Origin of the sequence: Banduia mediterranea, from assembly GCF_031846245.1 — a bacterium.
Taxonomy (GTDB): Bacteria; Pseudomonadota; Gammaproteobacteria; order Nevskiales; family Nevskiaceae; genus Banduia; species Banduia mediterranea.
Genome location: NZ_JAVRIC010000033.1, coordinates 1 through 17,561, shown reverse-complemented (window position 1 = coordinate 17,561; position 17,561 = coordinate 1). Strand labels below are relative to the sequence as shown.

The following is a 17,561-nucleotide window of genomic DNA, read 5'->3' as shown; positions in this document are numbered from 1 at the left end:
AGGATTACGTTCTCGATAACGTGCGAATAAACTAAATAGGGAAGAGATTTTGTGAAATTTATTCATGCAGCAGACATCCATCTCGACAGTGCTCTGCACGGATTGGAACGATACGAGGGTGCCCCTGTAGAGGAAATCCGCAGTGCTACGCGCCGTGCCTTCGACAACTTGATTGAGCTGGCGATCGATGAGCAAGTGGCATTCGTGTTACTCGTCGGTGACCTGTATGACGGGGACTGGAAAGACTACAACACCGGCCTCTATTTTGTTGAGCGAATGGGAAGGCTACGCGACGCCAGTATCCGTGCCTTTATCGTGGCTGGCAACCATGACGCAGCCAGCCAGATTACAAAGCACCTTCGCTTACCTGACAACGTTACTCTATTTTCAACCAGGAAACCTGAACGGGTTGTTCTGGACGACCTGGGTGTGAGCATTTGCGGACAGGGTTTCGCAACACGGGCCGTCACGGACGATATTTCACAAGGTTATCCGCAAGGCGATCGACAACTCCTGAATATCGGCTTGCTGCATACCTGCCTTGACGGTAAGCCAGGCCATGAGCCCTATGCTCCTTGCACTGTTGATGGGCTGCGCTCCAAAGGATACCAGTATTGGGCATTGGGCCATGTGCATAAACGGGAAGAAATTAGCCAAGACCCATGGATTGTATTTCCAGGCAATATCCAGGGAAGACACATTCGTGAGATAGGACCAAAGGGCTGCACTTTGGTCACGGTGGATGGTGGAGAGATTGTCGAGGTGGCACACCGCGACCTCGATGTGATGCGTTGGTCCATTTGCGAGCTTGATGTTTCTGCTGCTGAGACGGTCGACGACATTTATGAGCAAGTGCGAGAGGGGTTGCAGTCGGCATTGGATGCTGCTGAAGGGCGGCCGGTGGCTGTGCGTCTGGTTCTGTACGGGGCTTGCTCTGCACACCTGAAGTTGCATGCTGACCGTGAACGCTGGATACAGGAGTATCGAGCCTTGGCAACCGGGCTCGGCGGTGCTGGCATCTGGTTAGAGAAAATTTCCATCAAGACGATGCCTGCCATTTCCACGGATGAAGTACTTGAACGTGATGATGCATTGAGTGGTCTGCTGCGTGCCATCCACGACATGGAACTGGACTCCTCGGTTCTGGACGAACTGGCAGATGAAATGTCCGTGCTTCGTCAGAAACTCCCCGCGGAACTGCTGGCTGGCGATGACCCCTTTGATCCAGCTAATCCGGAATTCCTCAAAGAGACGTTGGAGGATATCAAGGAGCTTCTCGTCAATCGCTTGCTGTCCACGGAGAATAGGTCATGAAGATTCGGACATTGAATCTGACAGCATTCGGGCCTTTTACTGAGCGGGAGCTGGTGTTTGACGAGGTGGGGTTACATATCGTCTATGGCCCTAACGAGGCGGGAAAGAGCTCGGCTCTGCGCGGTTTAAAAGCTCTGCTTTATGGTATTGATGAGCGTACGCTTGATAACTTTATTCACGCCAATGATAGGCTCCGTATCCACGGCCATTTACGGAATAATGATGATCGTGAGCTCACTTTCGGCCGGCGCAAAGGCCGGAAAAATACCTTGTTGTCTCCCGATGGTGAAGCGCTTGATGAACAAGCACTGACGCCTTTTCTCCAGGGCGTCACACCGGAACTCTTCGAATCGCTTTTCGGGATCGATCATCAGGCATTGGTGCAGGGAGGGAATGAGATCCTTGAGCAGAAAGGGGAGGTCGGTCAGGCACTGTTCTCCGCGTCGCTTGGTAGTCACGCACTGCACGCCGTACTTGGGGATCTGGATGATTCGGCGAAAAATCTTTTTCTTCCCGCTGGTTCAAAGCCGCTGATCAATTCAGCCATTCGAACACATGCGGATCTGAGGGCTGAGATTAGAAAGTGCTCGCTCTCGTCCAGAGAGTGGGATGAGCATCGCCGTACATTGGCACGTACAGAGGAAGAGCTGAAGCGAATTCAGGCTGAACTGGCAGACAACCGGACGGACATAAATCGTTTACAGCGTATCCAGCGCGTTTTACCGAAACTCTCAAAGCGACGTGAGCTTTTTCAGGAGCTGGAATCGCTGGGCGACGTTGTCATCCTTCACGATGATTTTTCTGGACGTCGTCGGAAGGCAGTCAATGCGTTGGAGACAGCTCAAGCCATCGTGGGCAAGGCAACCCCTCGTCTCGGAGGATTACAACAGCAACTTGCAGGGTTATCCACCAACCAGGCCTTGCTGGAACAGGCAGAGAATATTGAAGATCTTCATGCGCGCTTGGGTGGTCATCGAAAAGCACAGCAAGATCGACCGCATCTTGAAGCAGAAACCAAGCAGTTATTGGCAGATGCCGAGTCAATACTCAAAGAGAATCGCCCTGATCTCGAATTCAAGGATATTGAGCAGTTACGTCCGGTGGTGGCAAAGCGGCAGCCTATTGCCAATTTGGGCAATAGAGAAGCCGTCCTGAATGCTCGTGCAGAACAGGCAGAGACCAGTCTGCGTGAAACAGAAAAGCGCCTGCAGACCGCCCGCAAGGAACGTGACGAGATCGCCGAATCAGGTTCGACGGATGCACTGCACCGTGCAATAACCGCTGCCAGGAAGCAAGGGGAGTTGGACGCATCGATCCAGTCCACTCAGAGCCAACTTGCAAGCCAGCAAGCAGAATGTGTTGCCGACCTTTCAAGACTCACGCTTTGGCAAGGTGAGCTGGATGAAATGGCTCGCTTGGCGTTACCAAACCGGGAAAGCATCCATCAATTTGAAGAGAGCTACGCTGATCTCTCAAAACGTATTCAGCGGCTTGAGGAGAAAAATGACGAGCTAATCGATGCTTTGCAGGATACATCGCAGAGGCTCGATGAAATCGAGCGAGTCGGGGAGGTACCGACGGAGGTTTCTCTCAAACAATCTCGATCAGAACGCGATGCGGTCTGGCAGTTGCTGCGTCGCCAGTGGATAGACAATGAAGACGTATCAGTCGAAGCTAGTGAATATCAGACTGAAGGCACATTGCCTGATGCCTTCGAAAATCGCCTTGTAAGTGCCGATGAGGTATCCGATCGACTGCGCCGTGAAGCAGACCGGGTTCACGCGCTGGCAAGCCTTCAGGCCAAGCAGGAGGGAGGGCAACAGCAAGCTCAGAAGTTAGCCGAGCAGCTTGAGGCAACAAGCGCCGAGAAGGCTCAATTGGATGCTGACTGGCAAGCAATGTGGGCTCCTTGTCAGATTGTTCCACGCACTCCTCGAGAGATGCGAGCCTGGCTGGATGCCTTTGAAAAACTTCGTGATCAGGTGGCGCAGCTTAACCTGTTGCGCCAAAAAGAGACTGAGCTTGAGAAGAATCGTAGCACGCACCTCCAGAGGCTCAATGCACAACTGATACAACTGGAAAGATCGGCGTCCACATCAAACGAGCTTGAAATCGTACTCCTGGAATGCGAGGCGTTAGCCGGTCAGCTTGATGAAGCCAAACGCAAACGGGATTCATTGAGTAAGGAAGTTAAGGATCGGGAATCTGACGTTGAATCATTGAATGAAGAGCATCGATTGGCAACGCAGGCGCTCGAAGCATGGAAGGCACAGTGGGCAGCGCAGATGCACAGTATTGGTTTGCGAAGCGAGACATTACCATCGGAGGTTGATGATTTCTTTGAAAATCTCAGAGCATTGTTTTCGAAACTGGAGGAAGTGGAGAAATTGCGGATAAGGATCAGTGCCATCGACGAAGATGCCGCAGCATTCCGCACCCAGGTGGAGGCCATAGTAGCCACTATTGCCCCCGAACTGGATGAGTTGCCAGCCGATGATGCGGTTGTGCGCCTCAACGCACTGCTATCTGAAAACCGATCAAGGCAGACAAAGCGGCAACAGATTGAAGAACAGATCGAACAGGCAACGCAGGAGATACAGGATTCGAACGCCTCCATAAAGACCATGACGGATCGCCTGGATGCGTTATGTGTGGAAGCAAAATGCGATGGTCGCCCTCTAATTGAGGCTGCGGAACGCCGCTCGGCTGACTATCTTCGAATCAAGGCGGCAATTGATTCGATAGAGCAGGAGATCCTGGATGCAGGTGAGGGCAGCACCATTGCCGAGTTGGAAGCTCAAGCGGAGGGTATCGATCCGGATAGTTTGTCGGGGCGAATCACAGAATTGAACAATAAGATTGAGGATGAGCTCGAACCCAAACGTACAGAGCTCGCATCGGCAAAGGGGCGTGAAGAAAAGGAATTGGAACTTATGGATGGCAGTGATCAGGCAGCCACGCTCGCCGATCAGGCTCAGGCCACACTTGCCAGTATCCGCTCAGACGCTGAGCGCTATATTCAGGTGAAGTTGGCTGGCAAGATATTGCGTGATCAGATTGAGCGTTATCGCCAGGAGAACCAAGGACCGCTGGTCAAGCGCGCCAGCGAACACTTCTCTGCACTGACACTTGGTTCGTTCGATGGTCTCATGACCGATTTTAATGAAAGAGATGAACCCATCCTCGCTGGCATTCGTCCAGGGGGAGAGCGTGTGACTGTGGAAGGCATGAGCTCAGGGACGCGGGATCAGCTTTATCTGGCGTTGCGTCTCGCGTCTTTGGAAAAATACATGGAATCGTCCGAACCGATGCCTTTTATTGTGGATGACATACTTGTGGACTTTGATGACGCTCGTTCACAAGCCGCATTGCATGCACTCGCTGAATTATCTGAGAGGACACAAGTCATTCTGTTTACTCATCATTCTCGCGTTGTTGAGCAGTCGAAGAAAATCCATGGAGCGGTTAATGTACAAGAGCTGTAGTTTACGATGAGATTATGTTTTTTGTTGATTAACGTGCTCTAGTTGACTCTCAGCCATAGCTTGAGTGTTGGTCAGGCGGTTAGCTGGCCTGGTTATTGGTGCGTTATTCAGTGAAATTACCCATTGCCAGATTCTTTTCCGTCACCAACTGCCTGTTGCTGGCCCTGGCGTTTATCCTCATGGGTAAAGCCATGTCGGCACTTCAAGAAGCGGGTCTTATTGGTATTACATCCTTGCCTGTCAGCTTTGACATTGATTGGGTCGGCGTCAAATCCATCTGGCAGGGTATCCTGGCGCAATTGTCGGTACTGGTGGTTTTCCTGGTCTTTCTGGGGCTGGCGAGAAGGCAGCGGAAAAATGCCCCTGTTGCAGAACGTTCAGGAGAGTTTTTGGAACGGGTGTCACCCGCTCGAAACCGGAGTAGCCGACAAATTCCGCAATATACCGCACTGCTCCACTGTCCGACGGTTTGAGCAGCTGCGGCGCAGCATTCTCAGTTGCTCGTTCAGCTTGGTGAGTTCCTGGATACGCGCCTCCACCTGCTCGATATGCCTATCCATCATCTGATTCACATCATCACATTGCGCACCGGGCGAACGGTTTAAAGCCAACAGCTGCCGGATCTCCGGCAAACTGAGATCCAGGCTGCGACAGTGCTTGATGAACAGCAATTGCTCAACGGCAGCTTCATCGTACAGGCGAAAATTGCCTTCACTGCGTTCTGCGGAGGCAATCAAATGTTCCTTTTCATAATGCCGGATGGTTTGCACGGAGCAGCCAGCCACTTTGGACAGTTCGCCGATTTTCATCATCTCTCAATATCCCGATTGACTCTATAGTTATTATAGAGTTTATAGTGGCTGTCTGTACATCCACAAGGGCTTTATTCGATGTCTGACCCGTGCAATGACAACTGTCAGAGCAACAAGATTGCCAATGCCCCCACCTCTGCAATAGCGAATACTGATATGGCTTTTCAACATGGCTATGTCAGTGACTACCGGGTACCAAAAATGGACTGCCCGTCGGAAGAGGGGATGATCCGCATGGCCTTGGACAGTATTGAGCCCCGCGTTTTACTGGAGTTCGATACACCGAATCGGAAGGTGCGGGTATTCCATGGCGACAATGGGGCTGCCATCGAGGAGAGGATGCGCTCCCTGGGACTGGGTGCCACGCTCGAAAAAACCACCCCGGTGGGGGAAGAGGATTTAGTCTTGGCCAGGGAGAAGGAAGAGGCAACCGCCCAGGTCGAAGCCGGTATACTGAAGTGGTTGCTGGCCATCAACGGCGTTATGTTTGTGGTTGAACTGACAGTAGGCTGGCTGGCGCAATCCACTGGTTTGATCGCGGATTCTTTGGACATGTTTGCTGATGCCGCCGTCTACGGCGTGGCACTGTATGCCGTTGGACACAGTGTGCGGATGAAGCTGCGCGCGGCGCATTTGTCAGGCTGGCTGCAGTTGATTCTGGCGCTGGGAGTCCTGGCTGAAGTCGGGCGGCGATTTGTTTTCGGCAGCGAACCCGTATCCGCGTTAATGATGGGTTTTGGTCTTGTGGCCCTGGCGGCCAACGTCTGGTGTCTGGTGCTTATCGCAAGAAACCGGCACGGCGGTGCACACATGAAAGCAAGTTGGATCTTTTCCGCTAATGATGTCATCGCCAATTCGGGGGTTATCCTCGCCGGTGTACTGGTCGCCTGGACGGGTTCCCGTTATCCCGACCTGGTTATTGGTCTGATCATCGGGCTGATTGTGTTGAATGGCGCCCGGCGCATTCTGAAACTGCGCTATTAGTCTCTGGTCCTTTCTCGCTGCTCGGATTCATGCCGGCAAAATTCCGCGCCTGGGCGGCCTATTAAAATAGTCGCCGCTCTCGCCGATGCTTATGGAGAATTTTCTGTCAACCGTGCCCATAGGTGTGGGCATCCTTGTGCATGTGGTCCGGGTGCTCGAATTCCAGTGTTGAATGACTAATGTTGAATTCCTGCGCCAGAGCCTGTTTTATCCTGTACTTGATATTCTCAAGCTGATCCCATGCACTTTCCTCGATAATCACATGGGCCTCCAGCGAGGCATCGTGTTCGCCCATCTGCCAAAAATGCACGTGATGAAGATCGATAACGCCTTCGATGTTGGACAGGGCAACAATGACGGCATCGGTATCGATATCCACCGGGCTGCCCAGCATGAGGGTTCTGATAGTACCGCCGATTTCTGTCAGACCCAGGTAGAGAATGTAGCCCGCGATGCCGATGGTGATTGCAGGATCAACCCAGCGCATGTCGTAGAGTAGAATAAGAGCCCCGCCAATGACCACGGCGACCGACGCGAGTGCATCCGACAGATTGTGAAGGAACAATGCACGGATATTGACACTGCCTTTCTGCATCGAATACGTGAGTAACGCTGTTAATGCATCCACGACCAGGGCGATACCGCCAAGCCAGACGACCCACCAGCCCTTTACCTCTGGAGGATCAATGATCCGCATGCCACCTTCGTAGATCAGATAGATCCCGATAATGATCAATGTGGTGTAGTTGATGAGGGCTGCAACGATTTCAATGCGGCCGTAGCCAAAGGTCATCTTTGCGTCAGCCGGGCGGCGCGCAATTTTCTGCGCCGCGAACGCGATGACAAGCGATGCCATATCAGAGAAGTTATGCAAGGCGTCCGCGATAAGGGCGAGACTGCCGGCAAAGATGCCTCCCCCAATCTGAGCCAGGGTCAGGATACCGTTCGCCCAGATGGCGATGGCAACTCGTTTATCCTTGGTCTCGGGGGCCATATGCACATGGTCGTGGCTCATTGGACTAACCTCGTTTGGTGTCTATGTATAAAGAAGCATCTATTGTATTCAGCTTAGTCCCTGCTTTGTAGGTCGTCATCGGAGCTGTGACAGTGACGGGCAAAACTGCCACGGTGATCAGAGATGCCATGGCGGCCCATGCAAATGGCGTCAGCCAGGCCTATCGAGGCGAGAAAAGCCGTGAACTGCACGCGAATACCATCGGACATCGTTTATTTCTTTCTATTCTCGTGGCTATCTCGCACAGTGCCGATCAACAACATGGTAACACCGCCAACAGCGGCAATCAGCGACGCTAACAGGATGCTGATCTTGGATATCTTGACCAACTCAGGGTCGCTAAATGCCAGGTTGGTGATGAACAGAGACATGGTAAATCCAATGCCGGCTATCATGCCCATGCCAACCACATGCCGCCATCTCAGTGAACTGTGCAATTCTGCTATGCCCAGCTTTTCACCGATTAACGCGAAGAGGCTTATTCCTAATGCCTTTCCAAGCGCGAGACCTAACAATATACCCAGGCCCAGAGAGCCCGATACCACCTCCAATAAACTGACATCCAATTTGACGCCCGCATTAGCAATGGCGAAGACAGGGATAATGAAAAAGACGTTAAAATCAATTAACGAATTTTCTAGTTTCAGTAGTGGTGGGCTTGAGTTTTCAGTGTCTTTTTTTATGGCCTCTAGAAATTTTCGTTGACGACTGTCCTGGAATGGGTCACGGTTTTCTATGTCCGTCTCTTCCAGTGCCGCAACATTTCTGGCGGTGCGTTCTTTCAGGGTTTTACTGTCCAGTTTGGGTTTTACGGGTATGGTGATGGCGAACAGGACGCCGGCAATGGTGGGGTGAACGCCTGAATTCAGAAAGCAGTACCACAAAATGATACCCCCCAATAGGTACCAAAAAAGATTTTTTACGCCAAGGCGGTTGCATAGCAGCAATAGAGTAAAAGTACCTGCTCCTGCCCCGAGATATAACCAACTCAGGTTGTTGCTGTAGAACAAAGCAATGACGAGTATGGCTCCTAAATCATCGACTATAGCCAGTGCAACCAAAAAAATTTTAAGTTGCAAAGGCACGCGTTGTCCCAGTAATCCGATAATGCCTAAGGAGTAAGCAATATCAGTAGCCATCGGAATACCCCATCCGGCTATATTTTCTGTGTCAACATTCAGGGCGACAAAAATCAGGGCCGGGACGACCATCCCGCCAAGCGCTCCCAAAAGTGGCATGGAGGCTTTCTTTAAGGATGACAATTCGCCTACCAGAATTTCCCGCTTCAGTTCCAGAGAAGCCACCAGAAAGAATATGGCCATAAGGCCGTCGTTGATCCACTCTTCGAGTGTCAGGCGGAAAGTAAAATGCTCGGACAGCTCAAAAAGAAGTTCATCTTTAAGGTAGTGGTGATAAGTGTCAGCCCATGGAGAATTACCCAACACCAGAGCGATGACGGTGGCTCCAATCAGAAGCAGCCCTCCGGCGGTTTCCCTGTCCAAAAACTTACGGCCAGTTGCTTTATAGGCTAGATCAATGCTGTTTCTTTCTACGGACTGGTCCATGGATTTACCTGAGTTTTTCCGACTGATGGTAGCGGAATTTTGCGTTGGTAATTGGTTAGGAGATGCTGTGCGATGGCGATGATAGTCGAACTGTAAATCAATCAACCGTCGACAAACTCGATAATGGTAAGGCCCAGATTAAGAAGACATGCCATTCCTATACTGTTGGTGCCCGTGCATTGGCGACTTTGTGGATTCACGGTTATCATTTACTCGTTTTTTTGACCATTTTAAGAAATCTCGCTAAGCCCGCTTCTGCATCATCTTTGGTGGGAAATGACCCGATATTTTGACCTTCACGGGTTAAAAAATACCATTCGCCATTAATGGCATGGATGCGATGTGTTCTAAAGGGTGGAGCCTCCTTCGAGTCATCTTTTCGCTGCTTGGGTGAATCACTCATAATCTTGTCCTGCTGTCATGACCTTGCCCAGTAAAACCATTCAAAACGGCTTGAACTGACTGTACAAGGTCATGAGCCACAGCTCCTGTTGAAGAAGAATCATCAGGTGTAGAGGGAGCGAAGGCTGAAATGGAACCCGCTCGCCTGAAGAGGGCGGGTTCTCTTCTCAGACAACCGTATCGTCCTCGACACCATCTTCGATCCGGATCGCACGATTGACATCGCTGACAAAAATGCGGCCATCGCCGCGCAGTCCGGTGTGCGCCTCGGTTTTTAGTACGCGGACGACCTCGTCCACGTACTGATCGTGACACACGATTTCCACCTTCACGTGCTTGACAAAATCCCCCGCGCCCTCAATCGGGTTGGCGGCGCTGGTATTGACTTTGCTCCGACCGAAGCCGACAACGTGGGCGACGCTCATGCCGGTGACGCCCTGCACGCGGTGCAGGGCCAGGGTCACGGCTTCCAGTTTGTGGTGTTTGATATAGGCTTTGATCTCTTGCATGACAGTCACTCCGGGTTAATGGGATTCGCTCATATCAGCGGGCTTGTCGGCAAACCAGTGATACAGGGCGGGTATAACCAATAGGGTCAGGATGGTGGCGGTCACCAGGCCGCCGACCACGACGGTGGCCAGTGGCCGCTGCACTTCGCTGCCGGTGCCGGTGGCGAACAGCAGCGGGAACAGCCCCAAGGCGGTGGTGACGGCGGTCATGATCACCGCCCGCAGCCTTGCACAGGCCGCCCGCACACTGGCTTCAGCAATGGATACCCCGTCCTTGACCAGTTCATTCAGGTAACTCACCAGCACCAGGCCATTTTCCAGGGCGATACCAAACAGGGCGATAAAGCCCACCGAGGCCGGCACCGAGAGGCTCTGGCCGCTCAGCCACAGGGCGACGATACCGCCCACCAGCGCCAGCGGGATATTGAGCATGATCAACAGGGCGTTGCGCAGGGATCTGAAATTGACGAACAGCATCAGGAACACCAGTGCCAGGGTAATGGGCACCACGATCATCAGGCGCTTGTTGGCCTGTTGCTGGAGTTCGAACTGCCCGCCCCATTTAAGGAAATAGCCGGGCGGTAAATCCACCTGCTGCGCAATGGCGGCATCGGCCTCGGCCACGAACGAACCGATATCCCGGTCGCGGACATTGGTCTGGATGGTGATAAAACGCTGGTTGTTTTCCCGGGTGATCTGGCGCGGCCCCACCACTTCCTCAATGGTGGCCAGCTCTTCCAGGGGAATGCGCTGTCCGGCGGCGTTCTTGATAATGAGCTGCTCGATCACATCGGCCCGGTTGCGGGCGGACTCCTCAAGTCGCACATAGATGTCGAAGCGGCGGATACCCTCAAACACTTGTCCGGCCTCGCTGCCGCCCACGGCCACGCTCAGTGTGCGTTGCACGTCGCTGACATTGAGGCCGTAACGGGCAATAGCCTCCCGGTTCAACGAAATGCGCAGTTGCGGCGTACCGCCGATTTGATCGCGCTGAACGTCCTGGGCGCCCTGCACGGTGCGCATCACCTGTTCGATGGCCTGTGCTTTCTCCACCAGCACATCCAGGTCATCGCCAAAGAGCTTGGCGGCCAGTTCGGCCTTGGTGCCGGTGAGCAGTTCATCCACGGCGGCGGCAATGGGCTGGGTGAAGTTGAATTGCGCGCCGGGGAAATCCGCGAATTTTTCGCTCATGGCCGCGTAGAGGCCATCCAGGGTTTCCGCGCTTTGCCATTCCTCCTGGGGCTTGAGCGCAACGAAAATCTCCGCGTTATTCACCGGATCGGCGTGGGCGCCGACTTCACCCCGGCCAATGCGCGACACCACCTGGGTGACCTCCGGAAACGCTGCCATCAATTGCCGCTCGAATACGCCAATGGTCGTCTCGGCTTTTTCCAGGGAGATGGACGGCGCCATGGTGGCGCGGATCAGCAAATCCCCTTCGTTGAAGCGGGGCACAAACTCCGATCCGAGCCGCGGGGCGACGACAATGCCGATGAGCAGGACCACCGCCGCCAGGGTCACAGCAATCCAGCGGCGCGTCACCATGGCCTGTACCAGGGGTTGGTAGCCTTTCAGCAGCAGGCTGACAATGTCCTTGCGGGGTTTGTCTGGGTCTGTCTCGGGGCGCTTCATCAGCAGGGAGGAGGCCACAGGTGCCACAATCAGAGCAAAGAACAGCGAGCCAAGCATGGCCACCGCTACGGTATAGGCCAGTGGCCGGAAGGTCGCCCCTTCCACCCCCTGCAAGGTGAACAGCGGCAGGAACACAATGATGATGATACTGATGGCAAACAGAATCGGGCGCGCCACCGACTGACAGGCCCGCGCCACCAGGTGCAGGCGCGATTCATCCGGGGAGGATTCGCGCAACATCCGGTCGATATTCTCCACCACGACCACAGCACCATCCACCATCATGCCGATGGCGATGGCGATCCCGCCCAGCGACATCAGGTTGGCTGATATGTCGAAGAATTTCATGGCGAGAAAGGTGAAGCCGACGGAGAAGGGAATCGACAGCGCCACCACCAGGCTGGGCCGCAGGCCGCCCATAAAAGCCAACAGCACCAGAGCCACCAGAATAATACCTTGGAGTAGTGCGTTGATTACCGTGCTCACTGCGGCTTTCACCAGGGTCGCCTGGTCATAATAGGGCTGCACCTCGATGCCTTTCGGCAGGTTGGCGTTGATGGTGGCTAACTCCGCCTTGACGGCGCCGATCACCTGGGAGGTATTACTGCCAATCAGCTTCAAGACCATTCCCACGACCACTTCGCCTTCGCCGTCCTTGCTGGTCAGCCCGCGACGGATTTCACCGCCGATGTCCAGTTCGCCCAGTTGGTGGAGGTAGACGGGTGTGCCGCCGATGGTTTTCACCACAATGTTACGCAGGGCTTCAAGGTCCGTGGCCAGACCCACGGAGCGAACGATGTACTCCTCATCGTTTTTGACGATGAACTGCGCCCCGGCGTTGGCATTGTTGGCCTCGATGCGCTCCTTGATATCGGGCAGTGACACGTCGTAGCGGATCAGCGCGTCGGGATCGATACGTACTTGAAACTGCTTGACCTCACCACCGATGGAAAGGACTTCGGTGACACCTTTTACCGTCTGCAGGTTGAACTTGACGATCCAGTCCTGAATTTCCCGCAGCTCGGTGTTGCTGTATTGCCCGCTGGTATCCTCCAGTACGTAGAACAGAATCTGGCCTAGCCCTGTGGTAATGGGGCCCATTACCGGCTCCCCGAAGCCGTCGGGAATAGCCTCCCGCGCTACCTGTAATCTTTCCCCCACTAATTGTCGGGCAAAGTAGATGTCGGTGCCGTCCTCGAAATAAATATTGACTACGGACAATCCGAAGTTGGAGATAGAGCGCACATGATCCAGTTGGGGCAGGCCATTCATAGCGCTTTCGATGGGGTAGGTGACGTATTTCTCGACTTCCTCCGGCGCCAGACCTTCGGTTTCTACAAAGACCTGCACCAACGCCGGTGAAATATCCGGGTAGGCATCAACCGGCAGGGTGCGATAGGCGAAGTAACCGCCGATAAGCATCGCCAGAGAAATCACGACCACTAGCAGCCGGTTCTCCAGCGCAAAACGAATAAGAGTTTGCATACTGTTCTCCTGCGATTAGTGGTTGTGTCCGGATTCGAATTCGCTTTTCTGCAGCTGAGCCTTCAGCACGAATCCACCTTTAGAAACATAGCGTTCACCCGTATCAAGGCCCGCTAGAATCTCGACAGAGTGGCTGTCTCCGCGACCCAGCTTGACCGGGCGAGGTTCCCAGCTGCCGTCGTGCTGAACGAATATCGTGGGCTGACCCTCTATGTCGATGACGGCGGTTCGGGGCGCCACTACCTCTGCGGAAAATTCGCCCAGGGTGATTTGGCCTTCAATGAACATGCCCGGCTTCCAGTTATTATCCGTATTGGCCAGGAAGACCCGTGCCAGGCCCGTGCGCGTGGCCTCGTCCACCAGGGGAGCCACATAGTCCAGGCTGGTCTCCACAGGTTCGGGGCCGTGGCTGGTGGTTATCCGCACCGGCTGTCCGGCTTTTACCAGAGGCACTTGCTTGGGGTAGAGAGCGATATCCACCCACAGCGTGGACAGGTTCGCGACGACAAAGGCGGAATCATCGGGCGCTAAATGTTCACCCAAGGTGACGTGGCGTTTGATGACAATGCCATCAATCAGAGATTTCAGCTGAAAGCGGGACAGGGTCTCGGAGCTCTCGGCGGTGGCGAGAATGTCACCGGCCTTGACCCGGTCACCGGTTTTCGCCTGCACCTCGACGATCTTGGCCGAAAACCGGGGTGTGATATGGGCCACGGCTTCTTCGTTGAGTTTTACCTCGCCGGGTAGCGAGACCTGCTGGCGAATCATACCGGCTTCAGCAGTGGTGATTTCACCGCCAAATTCGCGTAGCAGATCGGCGCTAAAAGTTAGATCAGGCTCTTCCTCCTCATGGCTTTCATGGCCGGTTTCTTCGGCATGGTCGCCTTCATCCTCAGCGTGGTCTTCCCCGGCATGTTCCTCTTTCGAGTGTTGCTTTTCATCTGCGTGCTGAGCGCCTTCTTCGGTGTGAGCGGCTTGATCTGATGGGGCGGCGATTGTGCTTTGATATGCCATGGCGGCTAGCAGCAAGCCGCCCATTAAATAATTCAGTAACTTGTTCATTGTGATTCATCCTGTGGCGAAAGAGACGCTTTATCATCGATGCTGTCCAGCGTGGGCAGGCGCAGATCGGACCGGAAATCATTGATTGCTTCGGTGGGGTAGAGTGGTTGGCGCTCCCCCGTTAGCGGCTGGCCGGTCAAGGTCTCCAGGGTGATAAGGGTTTGATGAAAATCGGTGGCGGCGGCAACGGCCTCGGTTTCGAAGGACAGCAGCTGGCGCCGGGCTTCCACCAGTTCCAGATAGGAAAAACGCCCGTCGCCGTAGCCCTCCTGAATCAGCGCCAGTGCCTGCTGTGCCTCAGGCAGTATCTGCTCACGTAACAGGGTAACCCGCTCGCGGGCCTGTTCCAGTTGGACGAAGGCATTGCGCAGCTCCGTGAAAACCTTCACCCGGGTGGCTTTTTCTTCGAGGTCAAGTTTTGTCAGGTTTTCCCGCGCGGCACTGATGTTGCCCTGGTTTCGGTTAGAGATGCCAAGGGGCATGGAAAACGAAAAAACCACACCAGTATCACCGATTCCCTCGACCCGTCTGATGCCAGCACCGACTTCGATGTCCTGTCGGCCGCGGGCGATGGCCAGGTCCAGCTCGGCCTGGCGCAGCCTTTCAAGGGTCAAGAACCGTTGCAGCTGCGGCGCCTGTTCCAGCTGGAGCTGGACGCTGGCAAACTCAGGCGTTGGCGCCAAGGCGAAGAGTTCGGCCTCTACATCACCAAAATCCGCTGAGGTTTCACCCCACAGGCTCGCCAGGCGCCGTTTGGCGTTTCCCAGGCGCACGGTGAGATTGCTCACCGCCAGCTTCGCTTGCATGAAGTCCGTGCGGGCACGGCTCAGTTCCGCCCGGCTGGCACTGCCAGCATTAAACCGCCTTTGGGCGACTTTCTCCGCGGCGCTTGTAAAGTCCACGACTTCCCGGGCAAAGGCCAGCAGGCGCTGGGTTTGTGCCACTTCCAGGTAGCGGCTGGCCGCCGCCGATAGTGCGTCCAGGCGGGCCAGTTCGTAGTCGCGCTCGAGGGTTTGGCGGCGCCATTGCCCGACATCCCGGCGCAGAGGGCGCTTGCCACCCATCTCAATGACCTGACTAAGCGCCAGGGTGGTTTCCATGGCATCGGTCCCCGAGAACTCGCCGCTGCCGGCTATATTCTCGACGTCGAGGGATACTTGCGGGTTGGGGCGAAACCCGGCCTGGAGGGCCCGCGCCTCGGCCGCGCGAATATCGTAGGGATAGATCGCCAATTCGGGGTTGTCACTGAGCACCCGGGCGAAGGCCTCGGGTAGCGTCAGTGTTGCAGGGGCGCGATCAGCGGCCTGGATAAGCCCGGACAGGCTTAGCAGCGCGCCGCAAATCAGCAGGCGCGTTGTCCGGATTATCAGGCTTCGGCCTGAATCCGGACGCAAACGGAATAGCATGGACATGAATTACCTCACGTAAAGATTTTTGAAAAATCCTGGTGCCGGTCGATGACCGGAAAGTGAGGTTAGGCTATGGGCGGTCGGAGTATCGCAGCGATGGGGGGAGACGGGTGGTCGACGGTATAGCGCAGTGTGACTTGGCCGGAAGAGGCAGTAGACAGCGTGGGCAGCTGCATGGACAGCAGCATATGAGAGCCATGGCAATGACAGGAGTGGCAATGGCCGGGCGGTGTGTTGTGGTCTGATCCCGGTGACGGGTCTGTCGCTTGGGTTGAACCGTCGCCCCCGGACATATCCGCCAACTCATGGGGTTGGTGATCCGAATGGATAGGCAATACATCAGCGGCGATGGATAGTGATTGCACTACCATCAATACCGCAAACAGTATTAGCGTCCAGTTTTTTGCCATTCGATTATCAAGCGAGCCGAGTAGAAATGAGCGCACACTATAATTTACTAGGGGGATTCAATCAACTTGGGCTATTGTCGCGTCAAAATCCGGCGGTGATGTTCAGAGAAAGTTCCTCGATCATGCCGCTTATTGTCTGGCTCAGTGGGTATTCTTGATCAGACGCGGCAGCCAGCGCAGATACGCGACCATGCCGAACAACTCGACCAGGGATTGGAAGACGATGACAACGATGGCGGCACGCCAGGGCTCCGGCAGTGACAGCGCCAGCGGCAGCATGACGAAGGAGTTGCGGGTACCAAAGCTGAAGGTGAGGGTGCGACCGATAGTGGGCGTGAACCCGAATAGCTCACTGAGCCCCTTGCCGATAATGGCGGCGGCAATCAGGTAAAGCACAAAAACCACAAGCGCTGACCACAGCAGGGCGCCATTGTCGATCACCAGGCTGACCTGGGAGCCGGCAATCAGAAACACCACCAGCGCCAGCAATGGCACGGGCAGCCACCCAAGCCAGTCCACCAGTGTTTGCGCTCGTTGGTGGTTTTCGGTTAATCGTTCGGTTAACCAGGCCAGGATCAGCGGGGTGACAATCAATCCAAAGAAAGCTGGCAGCAAGTGGCTGCCAACGGCCAGTTCAATGGCGATATTGCCCATGAAGAGCCAGATATAAACGGGCAGCAAAATGAGCTGGACCAGCAAAAGAATAGGTGCGGCCGTGATGGCCCGGGCCCCGTCCCCGCCGCCAAGATGGGTAAAACTGATAAACCAGTCCGTACAGGGTACCAGCAGTACCAGTAGCACACCGAGGCGAATGGCGGGATCATCCGGTAACAGCCACAACAGAAGACCAACGACCACCGGTATCAGAATAAAATTGCCCGTCAGCAAAGCGGCCAGGAAGCGGCGATCACGAAATGCCGACGTGAGATGTAGCAGTGGCACCTGGGTGAAAGTGGTGTACAAGAGAGCTCCCAGGGCCGGCCACAGCAACACTTCCCAATGACGGGTCTGCCCTGGTGACATCCAGCCGATGGCCATGCCGACCAGGATGGCTACCAGATAAAGCCAGACCTGGTATCGCTCCAGTTTTTCGCGCATTTAAAGTGTTTCCTGCTGTTTTTCGAGGGCACGATAGTATCATTGGTGCGCAATGAACTCCCGACACTTGCCCTGAGCATTTCGGGAGGCTTATCGAGGGGGACTGAAATCTCTTTAGGTTGGGTCGGGAGAGATCCGGTAAAATGGTTAGCGTCAGCGTTATACCTTTTTGCCGGCTAGCAGACAGAGTGGAGAGCTTCCCCATAGGGTTAGTAGTTACCCCCGGGCAGCCTGATGCTGACCGTTGTTTAGTGGAGCTATCAGCAAAAAATGAAATTATTTTTAAGGAATTTCTGAGCATGGTATTTTTCATGGTATTACCGATTAGCAGTAAAATAAGCCGTTGAAAATAAAAGACAAAAATGGCTTATTGATAATA

General features: G+C 54.4%; 13 protein-coding genes. 4 read left to right on the top strand and 9 right to left on the bottom strand.

Annotation, left to right across the window (positions count from 1 at the left end; translation table 11 throughout):
* Nucleotides 1-51 precede the first annotated feature (51 nt).
* The 3 genes from RM530_RS16980 (at nucleotide 52) to RM530_RS16970 (ending at nucleotide 5,272) form a co-directional block, all read left to right on the top strand.
* Nucleotides 52-1,314 (top strand): metallophosphoesterase family protein, encoded by a 1,263-nt coding sequence (locus tag RM530_RS16980; protein ID WP_311366451.1) that lies wholly within the window; start codon nucleotides 52-54, stop codon nucleotides 1,312-1,314.
* The gene (locus tag RM530_RS16975; protein WP_311366450.1) at nucleotides 1,311-4,799 is read left to right on the top strand and encodes an ATP-binding protein; all 3,489 of its coding nucleotides are present in this window, start codon (nucleotides 1,311-1,313) and stop codon (nucleotides 4,797-4,799) included. Before RM530_RS16980 ends, RM530_RS16975 begins: the two co-directional genes overlap by 4 nt.
* Nucleotides 4,800-4,909: 110 nt before the next feature.
* The gene (locus RM530_RS16970) at nucleotides 4,910-5,272 is read left to right on the top strand and encodes an FTR1 family protein (protein WP_311366449.1); all 363 of its coding nucleotides are present in this window, start codon (nucleotides 4,910-4,912) and stop codon (nucleotides 5,270-5,272) included.
* Here the strand turns inward: RM530_RS16970 and cadR are convergent.
* Entirely contained in the window at nucleotides 5,201-5,608 is a 408-nt protein-coding gene (gene cadR / locus RM530_RS16965; protein WP_349256270.1) for a Cd(II)/Pb(II)-responsive transcriptional regulator, read from the bottom strand. The genes RM530_RS16970 and cadR overlap by 72 nt on opposite strands.
* A gap of 81 nt (nucleotides 5,609-5,689) precedes the next feature.
* On the opposite strand from cadR, the gene RM530_RS16960 reads away from it, so the two are divergent.
* Complete coding sequence (locus RM530_RS16960; protein WP_311366447.1) at nucleotides 5,690-6,595, top strand: cation efflux transmembrane domain-containing protein; 906 nt, start codon at nucleotides 5,690-5,692, stop codon at nucleotides 6,593-6,595.
* A gap of 106 nt (nucleotides 6,596-6,701) precedes the next feature.
* Here RM530_RS16960 and RM530_RS16955 read toward each other — a convergent pair whose 3' ends face one another.
* From RM530_RS16955 to RM530_RS16920, 8 genes are all read right to left on the bottom strand, one after another.
* Entirely contained in the window at nucleotides 6,702-7,610 is a 909-nt protein-coding gene (locus RM530_RS16955) for a cation diffusion facilitator family transporter (protein WP_311366446.1), read from the bottom strand.
* A gap of 212 nt (nucleotides 7,611-7,822) precedes the next feature.
* A complete protein-coding gene (gene nhaA, locus RM530_RS16950) occupies nucleotides 7,823-9,175 on the bottom strand; it encodes a Na+/H+ antiporter NhaA (protein WP_311366445.1) in 1,353 nt (450 codons plus the stop codon).
* Between the two features lie 205 nt (nucleotides 9,176-9,380).
* Nucleotides 9,381-9,578: a DUF6316 family protein gene (locus RM530_RS16945; protein ID WP_311366444.1), complete on the bottom strand. Its 198-nt coding sequence runs from the start codon at nucleotides 9,576-9,578 to the stop codon at nucleotides 9,381-9,383.
* A gap of 166 nt (nucleotides 9,579-9,744) precedes the next feature.
* Nucleotides 9,745-10,086: a P-II family nitrogen regulator gene (locus RM530_RS16940; protein ID WP_311366443.1), complete on the bottom strand. Its 342-nt coding sequence runs from the start codon at nucleotides 10,084-10,086 to the stop codon at nucleotides 9,745-9,747.
* Between the two features lie 15 nt (nucleotides 10,087-10,101).
* Entirely contained in the window at nucleotides 10,102-13,203 is a 3,102-nt protein-coding gene (locus tag RM530_RS16935) for an efflux RND transporter permease subunit (RefSeq protein WP_311366442.1), read from the bottom strand.
* A 15-nt stretch (nucleotides 13,204-13,218) separates the two neighbouring features.
* On the bottom strand, nucleotides 13,219-14,265 hold the full coding sequence (locus tag RM530_RS16930) for an efflux RND transporter periplasmic adaptor subunit (RefSeq protein WP_311366441.1): 1,047 nt from the start codon (nucleotides 14,263-14,265) through the stop codon (nucleotides 13,219-13,221).
* Nucleotides 14,262-15,677 carry a TolC family protein gene (locus RM530_RS16925; RefSeq protein ID WP_311366440.1) on the bottom strand — a complete coding sequence of 472 codons (1,416 nt, stop codon included), beginning with the start codon at nucleotides 15,675-15,677 and terminating at the stop codon, nucleotides 14,262-14,264. The genes RM530_RS16930 and RM530_RS16925 overlap by 4 nt, the downstream gene beginning before the upstream one ends.
* 548 nt (nucleotides 15,678-16,225) lie before the next feature.
* Nucleotides 16,226-17,182, bottom strand: coding sequence for an arsenic resistance protein (locus RM530_RS16920; RefSeq protein ID WP_311366439.1), 957 nt, complete (start codon nucleotides 17,180-17,182; stop codon nucleotides 16,226-16,228).
* Nucleotides 17,183-17,561: the final 379 nt, after the last annotated feature.